Below are 22,078 nucleotides of genomic sequence, written 5' to 3'. Positions count from 1 at the left end.
AATTCTCCACTTTTCAAAGTCTAAGCGGCAGTGCTCATTAAATACAAAAAAACAGGCTCTGTAAAGAACCTGCTTTTTGTTTTTTCTGGGTTATTTTTTTGATTGTCCATGCTATTGGGCCTGTTGATTTCCGCTCCGGGCACTCGCTTTCCGCGGGGAGGTCCTGGAGCCTCCTCGGCGCTAGGGCGCCTGCGGGGTCTCCAGTGACCTCTATATCCCGCAGGAGTCGAGTGCCCTCCGCTCCAATCAACAGGGTGGCAAATCAATCTAAGTATTGCAACACACATTTTCCATCCTTGAAAAGTGTGAAGCAATCTTTTTCATATTTTGACAGACTGCAGTAAGAAAAGCACGTGTATATATTAATCAAGTTGAGAAAAGTGGTTGTCTATAATAAATTCATATTTCTTTGGCTAAACTCTTTTGGCTTAAACATTGAAATTACAACTTATTTTTATTATTTATTGTGAGTGTAAGTTCTATATTGAATACACCTGTTGATTGGCGTGGAAGGCGCGAAGACTCCTGCGGGAGTACGGGGCTGGGGAGACCCCGCAGGCGCTTCAGCGCCGAGGAGGCTCCCCGGCACGCCCGCGGAAAGCGAAGCGCCTGGAGCGCCAATCAACAGACCTATTGTTTTGCCTTTATATTTATAAAGCGTTGATTAATGAAAAAAAATAAAAAGGCTATCGAAAGTTTTTCAACAGCCTAAGAAACGTTATACAAGACCTGCTTTTTGTTATTTTGTTCCGAAAATGAAGGCGACGACGATGATGGATACGATGATACCGACTACGTCTGCCAAGAGCCCTACTTTTAAGGCATCGCCCATTTTTTTGATGCCGACTGCACCGAAATAAACAGTTAAAACATAGAAGGTCGTGTCGGTGCTCCCCTGCAATACGGACGCTAGTCTGCCAATGAAGGAATCCGGTCCGTACACAGCGATTAAGTCACTGGTCATACCCAAGGCTGCTGTACCGGAAATGGGACGAATCAATAATAACGGAACGATTTCTGCTGGAACTCCAATCATCTTCATAAATGGACGAAACCAATCCATGATGGCATCTAGTGCACCTGATGCCCGAAAAATGGAGATAGCCACCAGCATTCCGACTAAAAATGGGATAATCGAAACAGCGATTTTTATCCCTTCCTTACCGCCCTCGACAAAGCTTTCGTAAGTCGGCACCTGTTTAATGGTGCCATAAATCAGGATAAAGCCTATTAATAACGGTATAAATGTCAAAGATATTAATGAAATAAATTCCATAAATGATCATCCTTTTCGGCTTCTGCGATAATAGAAGTAACGGTCGATGAGAACGGCCCCTATCGCCGAAAGGATGGTGGCAATAATGGTTGGAACAACAATTTCGGTAGGGGATGTTGAATGATATGTCATTCTGATAGCTATGACGGTTGTCGGGATAATGGTAATGCTAGCCGTATTAATCGCCAAAAATGTGACCATGGACCTTGAAGCCGAGTTTTTTCCGCCGTTTAACTTTTTTAGCTCCTCCATTGCTTTGATGCCAAGCGGAGTCGCGGCATTCCCAAGGCCAAACATGTTGGAAATCATATTCGACAGCATATATCCCATCGCTGGATGTTGGACGGGTACTTCTGGAAACAATATCTTTACAAGCGGGCGAAATAATTTAGCCAGTTTTTCAAGAAGCCCTGATTCCTCCGCAATCCGCATCATTCCAAGCCAAAAGACAAGCACGCTGATCAGGCCGATACATAACGTAACCGCTTCTTTCGCCCCATCAAATACCGCCCTGTTTACATCCTCAATGGTCCCATTAAACAGAGCAAACACAATCCCAATGACAGTCATTCCAACCCAGATATAATTAACCATGCGCGTTCACACCTATTAGTGAAAAAAATATTTTTTTAACACTTTCAAACAGACCCTTCTCTTTTTTCGGCAAGCTTTGATAGTAAATAGGTGATTCCTTTACGGCCCTTCCATCCAAATAAACAATAGCTTTTCCGACTACTCTCTCTTGTTTATTTTCATCATCCCATTTTTTATCAGGCTTGTTTAACTTATACTTAATGCTGAATAAGTCCATCTCTTGGCTGGTTGCCGGGTAAACAATTGATTTCTTTAAGAACAAATGGTTTTGAAAATATTTCGGACTTTTGATATCAATTTTTCCTTTTGTTAAAACTTCTGCCATATCGTAATCTTTAAATCCGTATTCATACATGGAAATATGATCATCCCAATCATTTGGGTCGTTCAAGGTGACCGCGATTAAACTCATATCACCTTTTGCTGCTGTCGTTACCAGCGTCCGCTTAGCCCGTTTTGTATAGCCTGTCTTACCTCCGGTTGTATATTTATATTTTGTTAATAACCGATTTTTGTTCTTCCATACCCTGTCCCAGCTTTCGGTTGGATTAGGAGCCCGATGCACCTTTGTACCGGAAATTTTTTGATAGATTTTGTTATGCATCGCGTAACGTGTCAAAATGGCCATATCATAGGCGGTTGAATAATGGTTTTCATGGTCATCCAAGCCATGGGGATTTGCAAAATGTGTGTTTAACATGCCGATTTCCTTTGCCTTTTGGTTCATTAAAAAAGCAAAGCCATCGACACTTCCACCGACATATTCGGCGATTGCAACAGCTGTATCATTTCCGGACCGCAGCATTAATCCATAGACTAAATCCTCAAGTTTTATTTTTTCACCCGGCTTTAAGTATACAGATGAGCCCTCTGCACGGACTGCTTGTTCACTTACCTTTACATATTGATCTAGTTTTCCAGATTCGATTGCTAGAATCGCCGTCATAATTTTCGTAATGCTGGCGATTCGTCTTTTCGTAAAAGCATCCTTTTCATAAAGAATGCGGCCGGAATTTTGCTCAATTAGAACTGCACTAGCAGCACTAACATCAAAGGAAGCCTCGGCTCTCTGAGGATGATTAGCGGCAAATAGTGAGACTATGAGGCAAAAACAGGCTATTTTTAAAATAATTCTCATTAGATATACCTCGTCCTCCTCGTTATTTAGTAAATTTTATGCAGGACAAAGTGTGATATGACAAAAAGAAAAGCGGAAGCGCCTTGAACAGGGGCGACAGGCATAAGACAAGCCGGCGAGAAGGCTGCTTTTTGGCCTTCTTGACGGATTGGCTGTAGACCTGCGAGCCCCTAGGCGCTGGAGCTAGACAAAAAAGAAAGCGGCGCGCCGCTTCCTTGTCATAGGGGAGACCATTTCGTGTCCACTGTTTTTTCAAATCTCATTTCTACATCGTGCCAGTTTACGACATTCCACCAGTTACTAATGTACTCAGTCCGGTTGTTTTGATATTGAAGATAATAGGCATGCTCCCATACGTCGAGGACGAGCAGTGGGATGGTATCCCACTGTGTCAGCAGCATGTGCCGTTCCGTTTGTAAAATTTCCAAATGGTGTGCTCTTGGCGACCAAACCAATAACGCCCAGCCTGACCCTTCGACCTGTTTGGCGGCCTCGGTGAAATGATTCTTAAAGGCCGTGATGGTTCCGAAATAATTGGTGATTTCCTTTTGCACTAATCCGTACGGGTTTCCTCCGCCATTTGGACTCATGTTTTTCCAAAATATCGAATGAAGATAATGACCGGACCCGTGGAATGCCAGCTCCCTTGACCAATGCTTGACGAGGGAAAAATCGTTTCTTTCTCTTGCTGATTTTAGGTTTAACTCTGCCTTGTTTAAGCCCTCAACATATGCACGGTGGTGCTTATCATGGTGAAGCCGCAAGATTTCCTCAGAGATATATGGCTCTAACGCGTTATAAGGATAGGGCAGCTCGGGTAGTTTATGGCCACCCGGCGGGATTTGTTTTTCAATTGCCCAAATGGTCCCTATCTCCTGGTCACGTTTTTGGCTAAAATAATTTTCCAATTTACCATGGATTTGTTCAGCTCTTGCCTGAAGACCGATCAGTTCTTCATTGGAAAGCTCTTTCCTTGAACCTTCAATCATATACGTAAATTCATCAAGTTCATCCCATAATTCAGAGTTTTGGCTGACCCGTTCAGACTGCAGGAACTGCCGCATCTGCTCATTCCATTTAAATAATTCATTTACATAACCGCTAAACCGGCTCATTTTCTCGCCTTCCTTTCCGCTGCACGAGTCTCCCTAAAAGGTATGAGGAAAAAAGGTTGGTAAGAACAAGAGAAAAGGCTGACCTTTGCAAGGACAGCCTTAAAATAATAATTATTTGGATTGAATCATCTTCGTGCGATAATCTGTTTCATAATATTCCAGTTCTTCTCTTATGCGCTGAAACTCACCTTCCAAGCTTTTAATCAATTGCTGGATTTGCTCAGCCGTAGTCCGGTAAAATTTGATGGAATTTTTCCCGGTATAAGCAGAACGGCTGTTTTCAAACCAGGCATCATTTTTTGGTGAGAAGAATTCCTCGATGCATTGATGATAAATCTTATACAAGGTTTTCTCGGCTGCAGCTTTTTGAAACGGATCTCCCTGCAAAATAACCGTACATGCTTCGAAACCCTCCTCGCTGTACACAGCAAGCTTTCTTAACGTTGAAAAGATTAATTTATGATAGTTAACGTCTTCATCATTTTCTAATTGCAATTGTGAAATTGTTGTTTCATTTAAAAAATCCCCAATCGCTGTAATGGTCTTTGCAAGGAAATTTTTGACATCGTATAATTGTGAATGAACTAAGGAATTCCCCATCTTAACCCCTCCTGTGTTTAATTAGGTTGCAAGATAAACTCTAGCGGTGAACGCAACTGATAGCCGTTTTGTTGCTTTAGGCTTGAAAAGATTTCCGGCAATTTTTCAAAATTGATACCTTGAAAATAAGAAGCAAATTCTTGCTTGGAATTAATATAAAGCCGTTTGCGACCGCGTAAGCCTGGATTTTTCAACAAACAAACAAGGGCAACAATATCTTTCAAGCTCACCTCAAGTCCATCTTGGGCAAAAATGGGATCTTGCTTAAATGGAGTAAATTCTTGAAAAGTAGTATCAAAATAACGGACATACAAAACATGCAATGTTTTTTCAGTCCCATCTTCCATAAATGTTATCTCACTTCTGTTAAAGAAATCCTCTGAAGTATTGGATTTTTCTTTTTCTAATTCATACCCTTTACATTCTTTAATCAGCAACTTAAATCCCGCTCCTTGTAAATATGCTTAAACCATTGTTGCGTAAAAAAAATATGGATATTTTTATTTTATCACATATTCTCTGCGCGGATATTAAGAGTTCAATGTTTCTTGAAATTTTTCAAAAAATAAATCGGCTTCCTCCTGAACAAATTCATCCTCCACTTTTTCAGGAAGAGGCGGTAGTTCATTCAAGTTCTTCAAGCCAAAATAATCAAGAAACTCTTTGGTAGTACCATACAAAATAGCGCGTCCTGTCCCCTCGGCACGACCGACTTCTTTGATCAAGGCCTTTGCCATAAGCGTGTTTAACGGCCGTTCCGTTTTGACACCACGGATTTCCTCAATTTCAGCCCGGGTGATTGGCTGTTTATACGCAATAATTGCCAAAGTCTCCAAAGCAGCCTGTGACAATGTCGAGGTATGTGGAGAATCAACAAGCTTTTTTAAGTAGTCGGCGTTGTCTTTCTTTGTGGCAAGCTGAAACGTCCCGGCCAGTTGAACCATCATAATTCCGCGATTTTCATTAGATTCATACTCTTGTTTTAAATTCTCAATTATCTCATTTGCAAGAAGTTCATCCACTTCTAGGACCTCGGCGATTTGTTTAAGGGAAAGCCCTTCGTCTCCTGCGGCGAACAACAGGCTTTCCAATATACTTGTCCAATTAATGATATCCACCAACATCTGCTCCTTCTATTACTGCTTCAATTAAAATGTCCCCAAAGTTTTCTTGTTGATGGACGTTAACTTCCTTTCTTTTCATCAGTTCTAAAATAGCTAGAAAAGTAACAACGATATGGTCCTTTGCGGGAAAAGGAAATAATTCAGTAAAATTTCTCCTGCCCTTAAGATGCTTTAATTCTTCCATGATCTGTGTCATTCTTGTCTCAATAGAAATTTCCTGCCGGGTAATTTTCGTCGCCATTGGCCGCTGCAGTTTCTTTCTTCTCATTAGTTTTTGGAACGCAGCTAGCATATCGTAAAGGGAAACATTCATATCTTTTTTCCCAGGCTGTACTTCCTTCGTAAAGTCGGATAAATCACTTGGCGGTTTGGTGTACATAAGGGCTCGCTCTTCTTCCATCGTTTTTAAATCGTGAGCAGCCTCCTTGTACTTTCGGTATTCTATCAATCGCTCAACCAGTTCGTCCCTCGGGTCTTCCTCGTAGGCTGTCTCGAGGGGATCAACATCTTCAAACTCTTCCTCATGCTTAGGAAGAAGCATTTTGCTTTTAATCGCCAGCAGTGTTGCCGCCATTACCAAATATTCACTGGCAACATCCAATTTTAATTCCTTCATGGTATGAATATAGATTAGATATTGTTCCGTTATCTGTGCCACGGGAATATCATAAATATCAATTTCAAGCCTGTTTATTAAATGGAGCAGCAAATCAAGCGGCCCTTCAAATGCATCAATTTTCACCTGATAAGGCATTCATCTCACCAAAATTCTAAAAATCATATTATACAATCGACTATTAATAGTATAGAGGATTCAGGATGGTTATCCAATAGAAAAATCAACCGAATCCTCTGCCCTTCCGTAAATACTGGTAACCCGCCCATAACAATGGACAAATTCCTCACATATGATGACATGGAAAGAGAAAAATTGACGGGAGGTAATAATTATGGCTGATGGAGCAGCAGGCTTCGGATTCGGCGGCGGCTTTGCGTTAATCGTCGTACTGTTCATTTTATTAATTATCATCGGTGCTTCCTGGGTTTGGTAATTAAAATGATTTTACTAACTAAAGGACCCGTTTTTAACGGGTCTATTGTTTTGCAGCCAGGTCATGACCTTCAATTGCCGAATATGTTAAACTGTACATATATAAAGAAACTGGAGGGGAAATGCTTGTACCCAAAAGAATATATCGAATTTTTAAGTCATTTTCATGGCGACAGGGATTATTTTGAGTGCCATGAAATCCTCGAAGACTTTTGGAAAGGGTCTGACCCCGGCAACAAAGAGTCTATTTGGGTAGGGTTTATATTATTGGCGGTATCGGCTTACCACCATCGCCGCGAGAATTTTAACGGTGCACAGAGAACATTGGAAAAGGCGATTACAATCATATCTGACCAATCTTCCTTACTACCGGATCTGGGTTTAGATGACCGACTTTTCCTTCAGACCATAAAAGAACAATTAATACGTTTGCAAAATCGCGAAGAATATAAAAGTATGAATCTGCCCATAAGCGATCCTGAATTGCTTCAAGCGTGTATGAAATTGTGTGATGAAAAAGGGTTTGACTGGCAAAGGGAAAGTGATTTGTCGGATCTAGAGATCGTCCATCGCCACAAATTGCGGGACCGGTCAAGTGTCATTGCAGAAAGAAACAACGCGATATTAAAAAAAGGCAGCGGGGCATGAGGCCGCTGCCTTTTCCTATATTTAGCAAACATCACATTTCTCAATAAAAGAAGCTGTGTTCGCATTCGAAGTAATATTTTTATCCGGATACATTTCCTTTAAAGCTTTAACCATTCTTTTGCCTACTCCTTGGAAGCGGTGTGAGGGATTAACAGAAACATGTTGAATTTCTAAAGTATTGGTATCCTGATGATAAATCGCCCCAATCAGTCCAATAATATCTTCTTCCTTCCAAAGGAACAGCTTGTGATTCTCTTCTGTTTCGTATTCCTTCATGGTTTGCTGGAGTTTCTTGAGATCTTTTTCAGTTGGCATAAAAGACATTAACCCCATCGCAATTTTTTCGAATGTTTTCTTATAGCGAATTAACATACGTATCCCTCATTATTTTCAATAAACCAATGGTTTGGTTTAACAATAGTGTATTTTTCAAACTGGTTTAATGATTTTCTTTATGCAGTATATGTATTTGAAAATCCTTATGTTCACTAACCACAATCATACCGAATTCGTCATCATTCTTCAATGGAAAATCTCTACTTGCCCGGCGCAATGAACATCCAATAGATAATTCCCCAAATAATTGATATCGCAATAAGAATGCCAAATAAGGCCCAGTTGTTTCTATTCATACAAATCCCCCATTAACTTACTTACCTGTCCTACATTCTACACCAAAATACAAAAATAATCCATTTCTCCTAAATCAGTCAAATTTTCGCGAATAATTTGAACCTATGAAACTTCTAATTTGTTTTTATCGTTATATAATAATGGAATCGGTTATATTATTAAAGAAGCATCTTCATTAATTGTCAAAAGCGCTTTAAAAATAAAGGAGGCTATTATGAAAAAATTATTGATACTCCTCACGGCAGTCTGCTTATTTCTCATTCCTGTCCGCAGTTTTGCAGACATGGCTGAAGGAGATATGATTGTAACATTAGGTGAGAATTTAACAGAAACGCAAAAAAACCAATTGTTGGAGGAAATGGGCGCGCCGAAGGATGTTCAAATTGTGACCGTTTCCAATCAAGAAGAGCATCAATATTTAGGGAAATATGTCTCAAAATCATTGATTGGAACGAAGGCAATCTCTTCATCGGCGATTACAATTGCACCAAGCGGTTCTGGTATAAAAGTTAAAACCAAAAACATTAACTGGGTTACAGATGAAATGTATGTCAATGCTCTGATTACGGCTGGCGTGAAGGATGCTGACATCTATATAACTGCTCCCATCTCTGTTTCGGGCACCGCAGCACTTACAGGGATTATTAAGGCGTATGAGATTTCCGCCGATAAAACTATCCCTGAGGAAGTAAAGCAGGCGGCCAATCAGGAAATGGTAGAAACAGCAAAGCTTGGTGATGCCATCGGTGCAGAAAATGCTGCCGCCTTAATCGCAAAAATAAAAGAGGAAGTTGCCAAGAACCAGCCGAAAAACGATCAGGAATTGCGGGCCATTATCGAGCAAGCTGCGAAAGAACTGAATGTAACTCTTACCGAGGACCAGATTCAAAGGCTGATTGACTTATTTAATAAATTGAAAAGCTTGAACATTGACTGGAATCAGGTTAGTGACCAACTCAACAAAGCAAAAGACCGTATTTCCAAATTCCTGCAATCCGAAGAAGGGCAGGGATTCCTGGAGAAGGTCAAACAATTCTTCATTTGGCTTATTGACACCATTAAGGCCCTATTCTCATAGTTTACTCTATAACAAAAACTGCCGCTCGTGAGCGGCAGTTTTATTATTTTAATGGTAAATCATATCTTACAAGATCTTCATATGTTTCTCTTTTCACGACGAGGGTGGCTTTTCCATTTTCGACAAAAACTACTGCCGGACGTGGAATCCGGTTATAGTTGTTGGCCATGGAATAGCCGTAAGCACCAGTGCAGAATACGGCTAAAATATCCTCATCCTCTTGCTCCGGCAATGGCAAATCCCAAATCAGCATATCTCCTGATTCACAGCATTTTCCGGCAATCGAGACAGTTTCTGATGCTTGTGCCAGCGGCCTGTTGGCAAAGACCGCCTCGTATTTTGCCTGGTAGAGTGCCGGACGGATATTATCGCTCATCCCGCCATCAACCGCCAAATATTTCCGGACACCCGGAACATCTTTGGAAGCTCCGACCTGATAAAGAGTAATCCCGGCATCTCCTACAAGAGAGCGGCCTGGTTCAATCCAAATTTCTGGCATTTTAAGTAAATATTCGCCAGCCAGCTTTTTAACCTCTTTAATGATTTCACTGACATATTGAGATGGTGGAATCGGCTCGTCCTCTTTTGTATAGCGGATTCCAAAACCGCCGCCAAGATTTAAAACTTCTGACTCAAAGCCAATACGTTCCTTCCATTCTGCCAGCTTTTCAACTATTTTTTGTGCTGCTAATATGAATCCGGTTGTTTCAAAGATTTGCGAACCAATATGACAATGGATGCCAAGCACATTAAAATGTTCAAACGGAAGAGCGGCGGTTAATGCATTTTCCGCTTGGCCGTTTTGCAAGTCAAACCCAAATTTTGAATCTTCCTGACCGGTCAAAATATAATCGTGGGTATGAGCCTCGATGCCAGGAGTGACCCTCAGCAAAATATTTGTCTTCACCTGTTTCTCCAAACAGATTGCTTTTAACAGTTCCATTTCATAAAAATTATCAACGACAATGCAGCCGATTTTTTGGTCCACTGCCATTTCTAATTCTTCCCTGCTCTTATTATTTCCATGAAAGTGAATCTTCTCTGGAGGGAAACCAGCTGTTATGGCTGTATATAATTCACCGCCGGAAACAACGTCCAATGATAGACCTTCTTCCTCCGCGAGCTGCACCATTGCCACAGTCGAAAATGCCTTGCTGGCATATGCAACCTGAGCCCTTACATTTTGTTGTTCAAAGGTTTGTTTAAATCCCCTTGCTCTTTCCCTGATTAAAGCAACATCATAAACATACAAGGGAGTTCCAAAGTTTTTCGCGAGCTCGACTGCGTCGACACCGCCAATTTCCAGATGCCCATCCTTATTTACACCTGTTGTACCGTAAAAATACATTCCCTTCCCTCTCTCCGTAACGACTCACTACAGTCTATGTAGACAACGTGTAAAAATAATAAACAAATAGACAGAATCCGCATTAGAAACTGCCTATTTTTATTTCTTTAATCCTTTATTTAATTAAACACTTTAGCATAATTATGCACATTCTGCAATTTGTTTTGAAAAAACTTACCCATTTGGAGGCTGACGGTAACGGTTTCTCGGATGGACAATACTTGGTCTAAGCGCAGCACCCGGGATGGCACGACGGAAAACAATCTGTAAGAATCCCTTGGGTTCGAAAGGAAGAAACGGCCATAAATAAGGGGTGTTGAGCGCCCGCATATGAATTAGAAAGATAATAAAAATGGTTGAGCCTATAATGAAACCTGGTGCATGGAAAAATGCTACCGCTAACATCAAGAGCATTCTGGCGATTTTATTGGCCACACTTAATTCATAGCTTGGGGTAGTGAAGGTCCCGATACCTGCCACCGCAACATAAAGAATGACTTCAGGTACAAAAAGACCGACATCAATGGCAATTTGTCCGATTAATACTGCTGCAATTAAGCCCATTGCTGTTGACAGCGGTGTTGGTGTATGAATGGCAGCAAGCTTCAAAAATTCTAACCCAAAATCCGCCAAGAACAGCTGAACAATTAACGGAATATTAGTCTGCTCATTTGGGCCAATAAAGGCGATTTTTTCCGGCAACAAGGATGGTTCTAGGACCACTAATAGCCAAAACGGCAGTAAAAAAATGGATGATGAAACTCCTAAAAACCGCATCCAACGGACGAAGGTTCCCATTGCAGGTGATTCACGAAATTCTTCGGCATGCTGGACATGATGAAAATATGTAGTAGGTGTAATAATAACACTTGGTGAAGTGTCACAATAAATAATTACATGTCCCTCTAATATATGTGCAGCAGCAACATCTGCCCGCTCCGTATATCTGACAATTGGAAATGGATTAAATCCTTGTTTTACGATAAATTCCTCTAAAGTTTTATCCGCCATAGGAATTCCGTCAATATCAATCGCATTTAATTCTTGTCTTAGAATATTTAGTAAATCAGGGTCGGCCACATCCTCCAGATAACCTAAAGCAATGTCTGCTTTTGAGCGCCTGCCTACCTTAATCATTTCAAAGCGGAGCCGTTCGTCACGAATTCTCCGTCTTGTTAATGCTGTATTTAAAATAATATTTTCAACAAATCCATCACGGGCGCCTCTCACTACCTTTTCCGTATCAGGCTCCTGAGGCGACCGTCCAGGATAGCTCCTGACATCAATCGCAAACCCTGTGCTTTCACCGTCAATGACAACCGCAATTAAACCGGATAAAACCTTATCCACCAATTGATCAAGCTGGGTAATTTGCTCTACCGATTGGTTTACTAATCTATTTTCAATTAGCTTAAAAAGGTCAGTAGAAAGCTTTTCACGATTATTGATGCCGACCAGCTCTTTGATCAATTGAATAATGTACATCGTATCGCATAAACCATTTACATAGTAGATTTGGATTTCTTTCTTTAAGATTGTTAATTTCCTGACGCCCAAATCAAAGCTTATCCCTAAGCCGACACTATGCTTCATGTAGTTTTCCACTTCATTCACTGATTCAGGAATCGGCCAATGTTCCACTTTGGATTGTGTCGTCATAAAATCCACTCCTTTCAAGGATAAGTTCAACAGCTTTTTCTGTTATCGGCGCACCAAGCTTGTAGGAATCGTGTCTCGCCATTTTGCCGATATCCCCTATTCCTACAATAAGCGGTACATTTAATTGATCCAGGCAATAAACGGTATCTCCATTTAGTCTCCCTATTTCCAGTTCAGGTATACCATATTTATCTACTCCATATGGTGTTAATTCCCCGTCCCGATCAATACTTACATCTACCCTTGTCCATTCTTCGTGCCTAGATTTGGCTGCAACAGCAACGACGCCGAGAACATTGATGTCCTCGTGTTCCGCCACATATTTCAAGGCCTTCTCCCCGGCGCCTTCTCCAACAATGCCGCTGTCATCAAACATAACAAGAACCGGGTCGTGGGGTGCTTTCTTAATAAGTTTGACAATCTCCGGCCCCGATAATTTGGATGGATTTCCCTTGGACTGTGTAATACAGCGTCCGCCGACCGTCTTGGCAACCTGCTCTAAAGACCTCCTGGTGTGTTCATCGCCATCTGTTACTAAAATAACATTCCTTTTGGTGCTCATACTTTGATGTCCTTCCTTTTAAAGATTTTAATGATGGACAAAGTAAAGCCATTGAAAGATGGAACCAAATATTTTCCCCAAAACAATTGCCATTATTAAAATGACAATCTTACCATCTAAATGAATTCGCTTAGCAAGGATTGGGAAAACGTTTAAAGCCTCTGTAAGACCTGCAGCCAGCATCCCAACAAAGACACCGCCAAAAAGCCCCAAGGGGATTAAGAAATAAGCGGATATATCCAATACGGGGTCCCTTAAGCTGGCAAAAACTCCCGTTAAGGCCCCGATAACGACTCCCCATTCATACTGATAAATCATTTTCATCGTTTTGGTAAGCTGCGTTAATCTGGGGATAACCCCCAGAACGGTAAGAAATGCAACAAATCCCGAGCCAACGGCCAACCCACTAGCAATTCCCAGAAACATAACAGCAATAATTTTAATCGTCATGAACCCGTTTCATACTTTCTTTATTTTCATGGAGAATCACATAATTATCTAAATCCATCTGATAATTAAACATCTCAACCTCGAGCGGACTTGGTTCATCATTAATTCTCTTCTTAAAGACATGATTGAAAAAGAGAATCATGCCAAGTCCTAAGCCAATTGAATAGGGAATTTGAAAAAGCAGCGGTTTTGCTTCCTTCTTACCTGTAATGATTGTGTAGATTTTCTCCTGCACACTTTTCATACTGACATCATCATGAAAATTCATCAGTGTCATGGCCGAACCGAAAAATAAAAGAAACCATATTAAAAGAAAAAAAGGAATCGAAACTCCTTTTTTCATGGCTACTACTTCAATAATTGTCTGCGCCGGTCCGATTGTTTGGACCTCAACATCCTCAAACCTGGCCGTTATTAACCGAATGACTTTCATGATATCGATCACAACAATATTTCCGTCCTCTTTTTTTAATTGGTAAATCTCCATCGATTGTAAATCACGAAGGACCTCTTCAGTGGCAATCATCTGGGCAGCATCTTTTAATAAAACCTTTCCCTCCGGAGGGACATGAACACGATTCCGCATGCGAATGTAGATTGTTTTTTCCAAAACATCACTTCCCACACAAAGATTTCTCGTATATGTAGTATGGGTAAAAACTGCCTTTTTATGAAAACAAAAAATGGAATTGCTTTTTTTAAATGAAAACTCGCCGATTGGCGAGTCCGATAGGACGAAGACAGAGGCGTAGTTGAATTTATGCGTTAGGAAAGTATAAATTTGAAAAAATTTATACTTTCCTATTAGCCAAATAAAAAGACCAAATGGATTAGAGATCCATTCGGTCCTTCATTTGCAGAAGTATCTTTTTTTCTAGTCTTGAAACTTGAACCTGGGAAATTCCCAGTCTTACTGCCACTTCTGATTGGGTTTGGTCCTTATAATAGCGCAAATAGACAATTAGCCGCTCCCTCTCATCAAGCTCGCGGATGGCTTCTTTTAAAGCGATTTTATCAAACCATTTGCCGTCGTTCCCATCATCAATTTGATCAAGCAGGGTAATCGGATCCCCGTCATTTTCATAGACTGTTTCATGAATAGATGAAGGTGTCCTGCCTGCTTCCTGGGCAAGTATGACGTCCTCAGGTGATATCTCAAGGTATTCTGATATTTCATTAACGGTTGGAATTCTACCAAGTGTTTTCGACAGCTCATCCTTGGCCTTGCGGATTTTGTTCCCCATCTCCTTCAGCGATCGGCTGACCTTAACAGTCCCATCATCGCGGATAAACCGCTGGATTTCTCCAATGATCATCGGGACAGCATACGTAGAAAACTTGACATCATAAGATAGGTCAAACTTATCAACTGATTTTAATAGACCGATACAGCCGATTTGAAATAGGTCATCCGGGTCATAGCCTCTATTCAGGAACCTTTGGACAACAGACCAAACAAGCCGCATATTTTTTTCAACGATTAAATCGCGCGCTTCCTGATCCCCGTCCTGGCTTCTTTGAATGAGCTCCTTGACTTCATGATCCTTTAAATACGTTTGATTTTTGTCGTTTTTGACCTCCACATCCATCGGCAAGTCTCCTTAATTGCAAAGCATTTTGCTGGATTTTAAATGCTTTCGTAGTCTAACCTCGGTCCCGCTGCCAGGCTGTGTGAAGACCTCTACCTCATCCATAAAATTTTCCATGATGGTAAAGCCCATGCCGGATCTTTCAAGTTCCGGCTTCGTTGTAAATAATGGCTGACGAGCTTCTTCCACATCTGCTATACCTAATCCATTATCTTTAATGGACAATTCAATGAAACTATCCTCTATTGAAACATAAATATAGACAATTCCATTCGGGTCATTTTCATACCCATGAATAATTGCATTTGTAACTGCCTCTGAAACAACCGTTTTTAGCTCAGTCAGCTCATCCATAGTCGGGTCAAGCTGGGCAATAAAAGCAGCAACCGTTACACGGGCAAAGGATTCATTCTGGCTTAAAGCGCTAAACTGAAGAGTCATTTCGTTCTTCACGTTAGGCCACCCCCAATCTCTGCAATGCAAATTCTTCAGTCGGTTCCATTTTGATAATCTTAAACATTCCCGACATATCGAATAATCTTTGGATTGCAGGGGAAATTGCGCAAACGACCATTTCACCGTGCACCTGTTTAATTTGCTTATATCTGCCTAATATAACACCAAGCCCAGAGCTATCCATAAAGGTTAGTTGTGCCAGATTCAAGACAATGTGGCGGATTCCATTGTTTTCAATTTCGCTTGAGGCTTTTTCGCGAAGCTCATCAGCTGTATGGTGGTCCAATTCTCCGCTTAAACGAATCAGTAAAACATCGTGTTTTGTTTCAAGATCAATGTTAAGACTCACTATCCTTCGTCCTCCTTATTCAGGTATAGTGAGTCAATTCGCCTTTTGTCCATTCATTTCCTTCTCAACATACAAAAATAGTCGATTTTCGCTAAAAGTAGTGATTTCGTTTTGGGATTCGACATTCCCCTTATTTTCCAGCCTTTGTAAACATGCCGAAGGAACGTTTATAAAGGGTCCACCAACCTGCTTCTTGGACAGTGCTTTTGGCGACCAGAGGGCTTTCCAAAACCACCTTGCCATCTTTAATTAGCTTAATGGTTCCTACTCGATCACCTTTTTGAACGGGAGCCTTTATTTTCTTTTCAAGAGTTATCTTTTGCTTCACGTCCTTGGTCTTTTCTCCCTTTTTCGTTAGAAGAGAAAGCGGTTCGCTTGTTACAGCCTTGACTGTTTTGTCCTGGCCTTTACTTACTTTTGCTTCACCAATGGTTTGATTCCGTTTGTAGACTGGATGTGTTTGATATTGGCTGAACGCATAGTCAAGCATTTTTGTGACTTGGGCATTGCGGTCCTTGGATGTCGGAGCCCCAAATACTACAGCAATGACTCGCATTCCATCCTTTTGTGCAGTTGCTGTTAAGCAGTATTTTGCTTCAGCCGTAAATCCAGTTTTTAAACCATCCACTCCCGGATAGAAACGAACTAATTTATTTGTATTAACCAGCCAGAATTTTTTATCCGTATTTTCACGGAGATAAGCTTCATACATTCCCGTGAATTTCGTAATGTCTTCATATTTCAATAATTCTTTTGCCATTACGGCCATGTCATGTGCGGAGCTGTAATGACCGCTTTCTGGCAGGCCAGTCGTATTTTTAAAGAAAGTTTGCTTTAAGCCCAGTTCCTTCGCCTTTGCATTCATCATGTCAACAAATGCTTCTTCGGAACCGCCAATTCTTTCGGCCATCGCAACAGAAGCATCGTTGCCTGAACCGATGGCAATCCCTAGCAGCATTTGCTTGGTGGTCATTTCTTCGCCCGGTTCAAGAAAAATTTGCGAGCCTCCCATTGAAGCGGCATACTCACTTGTGCGGATTTTCTCATCCCACTTCAGTTTTCCTTTGTCAATCTCATCCATGATTAATAACATGGTCATGATTTTTGTCATGCTAGCAGGAGGTAACTTCTCGTTGCCATTTTGATCATAAAGAATCTTTCCGGTATCTCTTTCCATTAAAATAGCAGAACGGACACCAGTGACAATCTCAGTCCCTTGCTTTTCCTCCGCTTTTTTCTCCTCCGCCGCAAAGGCATGAGGCCCCCCTAAACTTGTAAACATAAATAGCATAACTATTAAATAGACTAAACGACGCTTCATCGCAAAACCCTCCAATCTTTATAGCCAACATTTTTTCCAAAATTACCAACTTTATACATAAAAAGGTGTCAGGCACCACGTGAAAATTTCACATGGTGCCTGACACCCGCCTAAGGCTTTATTTATTCCGTTATTTCTTCGTATATGAGGGTCGGTGCTTCTACTTTGGACGAAGCGATTTTAATATTTTCATAAAGCTTTTCTGATACTTCTTTGATGTCTTCGAAGTTGCTGTAAATGGTGACTAGGGATTCACCTTTGTTTACCTGGTCGCCGATTTTCTTTCTAAGGACGAGGCCAACTGCGAGGTCAATCACAGATTCCTTTGTTGCCCGGCCTGCCCCGAGAAGCATGGCTGCCGTACCTACTTCATCAGCAATAATTTCGGAAACATAGCCGTCCTCTTTGGCTTCCAGTTCAAACGTATATTTTGCCTGTGGCAGCTTTTCCGGATTATCGACTACAGTTGCATCTCCGCCTTGGGAGCTTAAGAATATCTTTAATTTTTCAAGAGCCGACCCGTTTTGGATTGCCTCCTCCAATAAGGAGCGCGCTTCTTTTAGTGAATGTGCCTTTCCTCCTAAGTACACCATATGGCTTCCTAAGGTTAGGCACAGCTCGGTTAAATCCTCAGGACCTTCGCCCCTTAAGGTGTCAATCGCTTCCTTCACTTCCAAAGCATTCCCGATGGCAAATCCGAGCGGCTGGCTCATATCGGAAATCACCGCCATGGTTCGCCGGCCAACCTTGTTGCCGATTCCGACCATCGCACGAGCTAATTCCCTTGAATCCTCAAGGGTCTTCATAAATGCGCCTGCTCCTGTTTTCACATCAAGAACAATCGCGTCCGCACCAGCGGCAATTTTTTTGCTCATAATCGAGCTAGCAATCAGCGGAATGCTTTCAACAGTTCCCGTTACATCTCTCAGCGCATACAGTTTCTTATCCGCAGGCGTCAAATTCCCGCTTTGACCAATGACAGCAATTTTATTTTTATTCACCAGCTCGGTAAATTCTGAACTGTCAATTTCCACATGGAAGCCTGCCACTGATTCTAGTTTATCAATGGTTCCCCCAGTATGCCCCAACCCGCGTCCGGACATTTTCGCAACCGGAACACCGACTGATGCCACAAGTGGGCCGAGAACTAGTGTCGTTGTATCGCCCACTCCTCCAGTTGAATGCTTATCGACTTTGATTCCCTCGATTTGCGATAAGTCAATCTGATCACCTGATTTCACCATCGCCATCGTTAAATCAGCCCGTTCCCTTTCCGTCATACCTTGAAAAACAACCGCCATGGTAAAAGCACTTACTTGATAATCAGGGATGGATCCCTCGGTATAGCCTTGAATGATAAAATTAATCTCTTCAGTAGACAGTTCATGTCCGTCACGTTTCTTCTCAATCAAATCAACCATTCTCATTTTTATTCACCACTTTACCATCAAAATTATGCAAGACTCTTTACAATTTCTTTAATATACAGAAGGAAATTTGCTTTTACTTTTTCCGTTGTTTCGATAACCTCGTCATGGGTCAAAGGCTGGTCAAGAATCCCCGCTGCCATATTGGAAATGCAGGAAATGCCAAGCACCTTCATGCCGCTGTGACGAGCAACGATGACCTCCGGCACAGTTGACATTCCAACCGCATCCCCGCCAAGAGTGCGAACCATTCGAATTTCAGCAGGTGTTTCATAAACAGGTCCGGGATTTCCGAAATAAACACCTTCCCTCACCTCAATGTTTAACCTTGAAGCAATCTCCTTAGCCATTGTCCTCAATTCCTTTGTATAGGCTTCCGACATATCCGGGAAGCGGACACCGAAATGACTGTCATTTGGGCCAATCAGCGGGTTTGTGCCCATATTATTAATATGGTCGGTAATAATCATTAAGTCGCCCGGCGTAAAGCTTTCATTTACCCCACCGGCGGCATTCGTGACAATTAAAATCTCGACCCCCAGTTCCTTCATCACTCTTACTGGAAAGGTTACTTTATCCATGCTATAACCTTCGTAGAAGTGAAACCGGCCCTGCATCGCGACAGCCTCAACACCATTAAGCAGACCAAACACAAGCTGGCCGGCATGGCCTTCGACAGTTGAAACTGGAAAGTCAGGAATTTCACGATATGGTATTTTGACCGGCTGCTCGATTTCCTCAGCCAGTACGCCGAGACCTGATCCTAGAATAAGACCTATTTTCGGGGCACTCACATATTTTTCTCTTAAAAAGCTGACTGCCTTTTGAATATTTTCGTAATTCATCCTCATTCACCCTTTTTAGAAACATTCATTTCATTATTTCAATTCGTTTAAGAAGCTTTTCCCATAGTTCGGCATTTTCACGTTAAAGTTCTCAGCAACGGTTGCACCTATATCGGCAAAGGTTTCCCGTAAAGGAAGCTCACGGCCCGCTTGTTTACCTGTCGAGTAGACAAGGAGTGGCACATATTCACGGGTATGGTCTGTTCCGGGGGCGACAGGATCATTTCCATGGTCCGCCGTAATTATTAACAGGTCATCTTCCTTCATTTTGGCAAATACCTCAGGAAGACGGGCATCATATTCCTCCAGGGCACGGCCATACCCCTCCGAATCGCGGCGGTGGCCATACAGGGCATCAAAGTCAACAAGATTTAAAAAGCTGATGCCCGTGAAGTCCATATCAAAGGTTTCAACCAACTTATCCATCCCATCCATATTCGAAACCGTTCTTAATGATTTGGTTACACCTTCACCATCAAAAATGTCGGATATTTTTCCAATTGCTATCACATCAAAGCCCGCATCCTTTAATTCACTCATGACAGTTCTGTCAAAAGGCTTTAAGGCATAGTCATGGCGGTTCGGCGTCCGTTTAAAACTGCCCGGTTCTCCTACAAACGGCCTGGCAATGACTCTTCCAACCATATATTTTTCATCCAGGGTTAATTCGCGGGCTATTTTACAAATACGATATTGCTCTTCAATCGGAATAATTTCTTCATGGGCCGCAATTTGCAGGACGGAATCGGCCGACGTATAGACGATTAATGAGCCTGTTTTCATATGCTCTTCGCCGAGTTCATCGATGATTGCCGTTCCGCTTGCCGGTTTATTGCCGATTACTTTTCTTCCTGTCCGCTGTTCGAGTTCTGAAACAAGCTCCTCTGGAAATCCATCTGGGAAGACGCGGAATGGTGTCTTGATATTTAAACCCATGATTTCCCAATGTCCCGTCATGGTATCTTTCCCGTTGGAAGCTTCCTTCATTTTCGTATAAAAGGCAAGAGGTTTTCCCGCCTTTTGAATTCCTTTTAGCTCACGAATATTACTCAGACCTAGCTTCCCCATGTTGGGCATGTCGAGCCCGTTCATTTTTTCCGCGATATGTCCAAGCGTATCGGCACCCTTGTCGCCGAATTTTTCGGCATCAGGGGCTTCACCAATACCTACGGAGTCCATCACGACAATAAAAATACGTTTATATGTATTAGCCGCCATTTTACTCTTTTCCTCCTTAATGTTCACCGGCTATGGCCACCTGTTAACCGGCCACACAGCATTGATAACGTTTTCACACCTTCTAAAAAAGAAGCAATTCACAACTATATGTTGTCCAATTTAGGCTCTATTACTCTAAAAAAGCAGCCGAGCATTCGTCAGAAGTCTGACCTCTTTTATTTTACTAAATGCAGGGAAAATTACAAGGAAAAAGCTGCCCATTTTTTCGGCAGCTTATGACATTTTTATGAATCTATCAATCTATTAAGCTCTCGGATGAAATTTCCGATAAACATCAGTCAAACGAGGCTTCGTAACCTGAGTATAAATTTGTGTTGTCGAGATATCTGCATGGCCGAGCATTTCCTGGACGGCACGCAAATCAGCGCCATTTTCAACCAAGTGTGCTGCAAAGGAATGACGCAATGTGTGCGGTGTTAGCTCTTTATCAATACCTGCTTCAAGCGCCAATTTCTTTAAAATTTTCCAAAAGCCCTGACGAGAGAGGCGCTTTCCTTGATGATTTAAAAATAGGGCATTATCAGCATGTTTTAGGGAGACAAAATGGGGTCTACCCTGTTCAAGATAGTGTTTGATGGCGTCGGCAGCCGTTTTGCCAATGGGGATGATCCTCTCTTTATCCGCTTTGCCCCTGCAGCGGATAAACCCCATCGTCAATTGGACATGCTCGATATCCAAGTCAATCAGCTCGCTGACGCGAATTCCTGTCGCATAAAGAAGCTCAAGCATAGCCTTGTCTCTTAAACCATAATGGTCATTGGTTTTAGGAGTATCTAACAGCTGTTCCACTTCCTTAAGGGTTAACACCTTCGGAAGCGACCGTTCCATCCGCGGTGTTTCAATCTGCACGGTAGGGTCATCCTCAACCACTTTACTTCTTAATAAAAACTGATGAAATGCGCGAATGGAAGCAATATGTCTTGCCAATGTCTTAGCAGACTTCCCCTGCTCCTTTAAATATTCCAAAAAATGAATGATATGTACCCGCTGGACATCATTTAATGAAGGAATCAGTTCTACCTTGTGTAAATAGTCCAAGTAGCTTTTTAAATCGCGCTCGTATGACAGCAATGTATTTTGGGCAAGTCTTTTTTCAACACCCATATATTGCTTGAATTCCTGTAAATGCTGTTCCATTGCCTTACTCCCCATTTAAATAAAAAAAGATCAGCCGGTCTACTAGAGAAGAATCGCTTTCGCTCATTGTATTTGAGACCTTAAGCGCCGTTCCTTCCGGTTCGTCGTAGCGGTGATAATTTTGATATTCTTCAGATACCCACATGATACCATAATAAAAAAGAATCGTGCACCCTGTGAATATGATAAATACCTTTACGGTTTGCAGAATGATTTTCATAAAAGAGAGCATTTTACGTTCCCCCAAAAATAGTTTTCTATTACAAGGTATGCCAAATTGGACAGGTTTTATACCTTGCTGCATCGGGTTTTCGCATGCTCATTTAAATGAAAGTTCGTCTATTGGCGAGTCCGTTAGGACGGTTCATGAGGCGTAGTTGAATTTATGCGTTAAGAAAGTGTAAAATTTTAAATATTTTACACTTTCTTATTAGCTAAA

General features: G+C 41.7%; 26 protein-coding genes. 3 read left to right on the top strand and 23 right to left on the bottom strand.

The window, feature by feature from the left end; translation table 11 throughout:
• Nucleotides 1-739 precede the first annotated feature (739 nt).
• The 8 genes from KHA99_RS25635 to KHA99_RS25600 all read right to left on the bottom strand — a co-directional run bounded on the left by KHA99_RS25635 (nt 740) and on the right by KHA99_RS25600 (nt 6,601).
• A complete protein-coding gene (locus tag KHA99_RS25635; protein WP_213120318.1) occupies nt 740-1,276 on the bottom strand; it encodes a spore maturation protein in 537 nt (178 codons plus the stop codon).
• A gap of 6 nt (nt 1,277-1,282) precedes the next feature.
• Complete coding sequence (locus tag KHA99_RS25630) at nt 1,283-1,870, bottom strand: nucleoside recognition domain-containing protein (protein WP_213120317.1); 588 nt, start codon at nt 1,868-1,870, stop codon at nt 1,283-1,285.
• On the bottom strand, nt 1,863-3,008 hold the full coding sequence (locus KHA99_RS25625) for a D-alanyl-D-alanine carboxypeptidase family protein (protein ID WP_213120316.1): 1,146 nt from the start codon (nt 3,006-3,008) through the stop codon (nt 1,863-1,865). Before KHA99_RS25625 ends, KHA99_RS25630 begins: the two co-directional genes overlap by 8 nt.
• A 218-nt stretch (nt 3,009-3,226) precedes the next feature.
• Complete coding sequence (locus tag KHA99_RS25620) at nt 3,227-4,123, bottom strand: superoxide dismutase (RefSeq protein WP_213120315.1); 897 nt, start codon at nt 4,121-4,123, stop codon at nt 3,227-3,229.
• Between the two features lie 111 nt (nt 4,124-4,234).
• The gene (locus KHA99_RS25615; protein ID WP_213120314.1) at nt 4,235-4,723 is read right to left on the bottom strand and encodes a YpuI family protein; all 489 of its coding nucleotides are present in this window, start codon (nt 4,721-4,723) and stop codon (nt 4,235-4,237) included.
• 17 nt (nt 4,724-4,740) lie between these two features.
• Entirely contained in the window at nt 4,741-5,160 is a 420-nt protein-coding gene (locus KHA99_RS25610; protein WP_213120313.1) for a hypothetical protein, read from the bottom strand.
• 93 nt (nt 5,161-5,253) lie between these two features.
• The gene (scpB, locus tag KHA99_RS25605; protein WP_307852180.1) at nt 5,254-5,841 is read right to left on the bottom strand and encodes an SMC-Scp complex subunit ScpB; all 588 of its coding nucleotides are present in this window, start codon (nt 5,839-5,841) and stop codon (nt 5,254-5,256) included.
• Nucleotides 5,828-6,601 carry a segregation/condensation protein A gene (locus KHA99_RS25600; RefSeq protein ID WP_213120311.1) on the bottom strand — a complete coding sequence of 258 codons (774 nt, stop codon included), beginning with the start codon at nt 6,599-6,601 and terminating at the stop codon, nt 5,828-5,830. Before KHA99_RS25600 ends, scpB begins: the two co-directional genes overlap by 14 nt.
• A 196-nt stretch (nt 6,602-6,797) precedes the next feature.
• Here KHA99_RS25600 and KHA99_RS25595 point away from each other — a divergent pair, with 196 nt between their 5' ends.
• Nucleotides 6,798-6,899 carry a YjcZ family sporulation protein gene (locus tag KHA99_RS25595; protein WP_213120310.1) on the top strand — a complete coding sequence of 34 codons (102 nt, stop codon included), beginning with the start codon at nt 6,798-6,800 and terminating at the stop codon, nt 6,897-6,899.
• A 125-nt stretch (nt 6,900-7,024) separates the two neighbouring features.
• Nucleotides 7,025-7,546, top strand: coding sequence for a DUF309 domain-containing protein (locus KHA99_RS25590; RefSeq protein ID WP_213120309.1), 522 nt, complete (start codon nt 7,025-7,027; stop codon nt 7,544-7,546).
• 21 nt (nt 7,547-7,567) lie between these two features.
• On the opposite strand, the gene KHA99_RS25585 is transcribed toward KHA99_RS25590, so the two are convergent.
• Nucleotides 7,568-7,918, bottom strand: coding sequence for a GNAT family N-acetyltransferase (locus tag KHA99_RS25585; protein ID WP_213120308.1), 351 nt, complete (start codon nt 7,916-7,918; stop codon nt 7,568-7,570).
• A gap of 472 nt (nt 7,919-8,390) precedes the next feature.
• Here KHA99_RS25585 and KHA99_RS25580 point away from each other — a divergent pair, with 472 nt between their 5' ends.
• Entirely contained in the window at nt 8,391-9,257 is an 867-nt protein-coding gene (locus KHA99_RS25580) for a DUF1002 domain-containing protein (RefSeq protein WP_213120662.1), read from the top strand.
• A gap of 43 nt (nt 9,258-9,300) precedes the next feature.
• Here the strand turns inward: KHA99_RS25580 and lysA are convergent, their stop codons facing one another.
• From lysA to KHA99_RS25510, 14 genes are all read right to left on the bottom strand, one after another.
• Nucleotides 9,301-10,605 (bottom strand): diaminopimelate decarboxylase, encoded by a 1,305-nt coding sequence (lysA, locus tag KHA99_RS25575; protein ID WP_213120307.1) that lies wholly within the window; start codon nt 10,603-10,605, stop codon nt 9,301-9,303.
• Between the two features lie 174 nt (nt 10,606-10,779).
• Entirely contained in the window at nt 10,780-12,264 is a 1,485-nt protein-coding gene (locus KHA99_RS25570) for a spore germination protein (protein ID WP_213120306.1), read from the bottom strand.
• Nucleotides 12,224-12,826 (bottom strand): stage V sporulation protein SpoVABEA, encoded by a 603-nt coding sequence (spoVAEA, locus tag KHA99_RS25565; protein WP_213120305.1) that lies wholly within the window; start codon nt 12,824-12,826, stop codon nt 12,224-12,226. The genes KHA99_RS25570 and spoVAEA overlap by 41 nt, the downstream gene beginning before the upstream one ends.
• Nucleotides 12,827-12,853: 27 nt before the next feature.
• Nucleotides 12,854-13,276, bottom strand: coding sequence for a stage V sporulation protein AB (locus KHA99_RS25560; RefSeq protein ID WP_213120304.1), 423 nt, complete (start codon nt 13,274-13,276; stop codon nt 12,854-12,856).
• The gene (locus tag KHA99_RS25555) at nt 13,266-13,886 is read right to left on the bottom strand and encodes a stage V sporulation protein AA (protein ID WP_213120303.1); all 621 of its coding nucleotides are present in this window, start codon (nt 13,884-13,886) and stop codon (nt 13,266-13,268) included. The genes KHA99_RS25560 and KHA99_RS25555 overlap by 11 nt, the downstream gene beginning before the upstream one ends.
• Before the next feature lie 220 nt (nt 13,887-14,106).
• Nucleotides 14,107-14,865: an RNA polymerase sporulation sigma factor SigF gene (gene sigF / locus KHA99_RS25550; RefSeq protein ID WP_213120302.1), complete on the bottom strand. Its 759-nt coding sequence runs from the start codon at nt 14,863-14,865 to the stop codon at nt 14,107-14,109.
• A gap of 12 nt (nt 14,866-14,877) precedes the next feature.
• The gene (gene spoIIAB / locus KHA99_RS25545; protein ID WP_213120301.1) at nt 14,878-15,318 is read right to left on the bottom strand and encodes an anti-sigma F factor; all 441 of its coding nucleotides are present in this window, start codon (nt 15,316-15,318) and stop codon (nt 14,878-14,880) included.
• Between the two features lies 1 nt (nt 15,319).
• On the bottom strand, nt 15,320-15,670 hold the full coding sequence (gene spoIIAA / locus KHA99_RS25540) for an anti-sigma F factor antagonist (protein WP_213120300.1): 351 nt from the start codon (nt 15,668-15,670) through the stop codon (nt 15,320-15,322).
• Between the two features lie 130 nt (nt 15,671-15,800).
• Nucleotides 15,801-16,991, bottom strand: a complete 1,191-nt coding sequence (locus KHA99_RS25535; RefSeq protein WP_213120299.1) for a D-alanyl-D-alanine carboxypeptidase family protein — start codon at nt 16,989-16,991, stop codon at nt 15,801-15,803.
• Nucleotides 16,992-17,113: 122 nt separating this feature from the next.
• Nucleotides 17,114-18,418, bottom strand: a complete 1,305-nt coding sequence (locus KHA99_RS25530; RefSeq protein WP_213120298.1) for a pyrimidine-nucleoside phosphorylase — start codon at nt 18,416-18,418, stop codon at nt 17,114-17,116.
• A gap of 26 nt (nt 18,419-18,444) precedes the next feature.
• Nucleotides 18,445-19,263: a purine-nucleoside phosphorylase gene (locus KHA99_RS25525; protein ID WP_213120297.1), complete on the bottom strand. Its 819-nt coding sequence runs from the start codon at nt 19,261-19,263 to the stop codon at nt 18,445-18,447.
• A 33-nt stretch (nt 19,264-19,296) separates the two neighbouring features.
• Nucleotides 19,297-20,481 carry a phosphopentomutase gene (gene deoB, locus KHA99_RS25520; protein ID WP_213120661.1) on the bottom strand — a complete coding sequence of 395 codons (1,185 nt, stop codon included), beginning with the start codon at nt 20,479-20,481 and terminating at the stop codon, nt 19,297-19,299.
• Nucleotides 20,482-20,745: 264 nt separating this feature from the next.
• The gene (gene xerD, locus KHA99_RS25515) at nt 20,746-21,639 is read right to left on the bottom strand and encodes a site-specific tyrosine recombinase XerD (RefSeq protein WP_213120296.1); all 894 of its coding nucleotides are present in this window, start codon (nt 21,637-21,639) and stop codon (nt 20,746-20,748) included.
• Nucleotides 21,640-21,643: 4 nt separating this feature from the next.
• Nucleotides 21,644-21,871 (bottom strand): YqzK family protein, encoded by a 228-nt coding sequence (locus KHA99_RS25510; RefSeq protein WP_213120295.1) that lies wholly within the window; start codon nt 21,869-21,871, stop codon nt 21,644-21,646.
• Nucleotides 21,872-22,078 lie beyond the last annotated feature (207 nt).

Origin of the sequence: Neobacillus rhizophilus (genome assembly GCF_018343535.1) — a bacterium.
Classification (GTDB): domain Bacteria; phylum Bacillota; class Bacilli; order Bacillales; family Cytobacillaceae; genus Neobacillus; species Neobacillus rhizophilus.
This window is presented reverse-complemented; position numbering and strand designations above follow the sequence as displayed.

Bases quoted from the DNA above. Each gene is read 5' to 3' on its own strand.
- KHA99_RS25635 (WP_213120318.1), bottom strand. From the start codon at position 1,276: ATGGAATTTATTTCATTAATATCTTTGACATTTATACCGTTATTAATA.
- KHA99_RS25630 (WP_213120317.1), bottom strand. From the start codon at position 1,870: ATGGTTAATTATATCTGGGTTGGAATGACTGTCATTGGGATTGTGTTT.
- KHA99_RS25625 (WP_213120316.1), bottom strand. From the start codon at position 3,008: ATGAGAATTATTTTAAAAATAGCCTGTTTTTGCCTCATAGTCTCACTA.
- KHA99_RS25620 (WP_213120315.1), bottom strand. From the start codon at position 4,123: ATGAGCCGGTTTAGCGGTTATGTAAATGAATTATTTAAATGGAATGAG.
- KHA99_RS25615 (WP_213120314.1), bottom strand. From the start codon at position 4,723: ATGGGGAATTCCTTAGTTCATTCACAATTATACGATGTCAAAAATTTC.
- KHA99_RS25600 (WP_213120311.1), bottom strand. From the start codon at position 6,601: ATGCCTTATCAGGTGAAAATTGATGCATTTGAAGGGCCGCTTGATTTG.
- KHA99_RS25595 (WP_213120310.1), top strand. From the start codon at position 6,798: ATGGCTGATGGAGCAGCAGGCTTCGGATTCGGCGGCGGCTTTGCGTTA.
- KHA99_RS25585 (WP_213120308.1), bottom strand. From the start codon at position 7,918: ATGTTAATTCGCTATAAGAAAACATTCGAAAAAATTGCGATGGGGTTA.
- lysA (WP_213120307.1), bottom strand. From the start codon at position 10,605: ATGTATTTTTACGGTACAACAGGTGTAAATAAGGATGGGCATCTGGAA.
- KHA99_RS25570 (WP_213120306.1), bottom strand. From the start codon at position 12,264: ATGACGACACAATCCAAAGTGGAACATTGGCCGATTCCTGAATCAGTG.
- spoVAEA (WP_213120305.1), bottom strand. From the start codon at position 12,826: ATGAGCACCAAAAGGAATGTTATTTTAGTAACAGATGGCGATGAACAC.
- KHA99_RS25560 (WP_213120304.1), bottom strand. From the start codon at position 13,276: ATGACGATTAAAATTATTGCTGTTATGTTTCTGGGAATTGCTAGTGGG.
- sigF (WP_213120302.1), bottom strand. From the start codon at position 14,865: ATGGATGTGGAGGTCAAAAACGACAAAAATCAAACGTATTTAAAGGAT.
- KHA99_RS25535 (WP_213120299.1), bottom strand. From the start codon at position 16,991: ATGAAGCGTCGTTTAGTCTATTTAATAGTTATGCTATTTATGTTTACA.
- KHA99_RS25530 (WP_213120298.1), bottom strand. From the start codon at position 18,418: ATGAGAATGGTTGATTTGATTGAGAAGAAACGTGACGGACATGAACTG.
- KHA99_RS25525 (WP_213120297.1), bottom strand. From the start codon at position 19,263: ATGAATTACGAAAATATTCAAAAGGCAGTCAGCTTTTTAAGAGAAAAA.
- deoB (WP_213120661.1), bottom strand. From the start codon at position 20,481: ATGGCGGCTAATACATATAAACGTATTTTTATTGTCGTGATGGACTCC.
- xerD (WP_213120296.1), bottom strand. From the start codon at position 21,639: ATGGAACAGCATTTACAGGAATTCAAGCAATATATGGGTGTTGAAAAA.
- KHA99_RS25510 (WP_213120295.1), bottom strand. From the start codon at position 21,871: ATGCTCTCTTTTATGAAAATCATTCTGCAAACCGTAAAGGTATTTATC.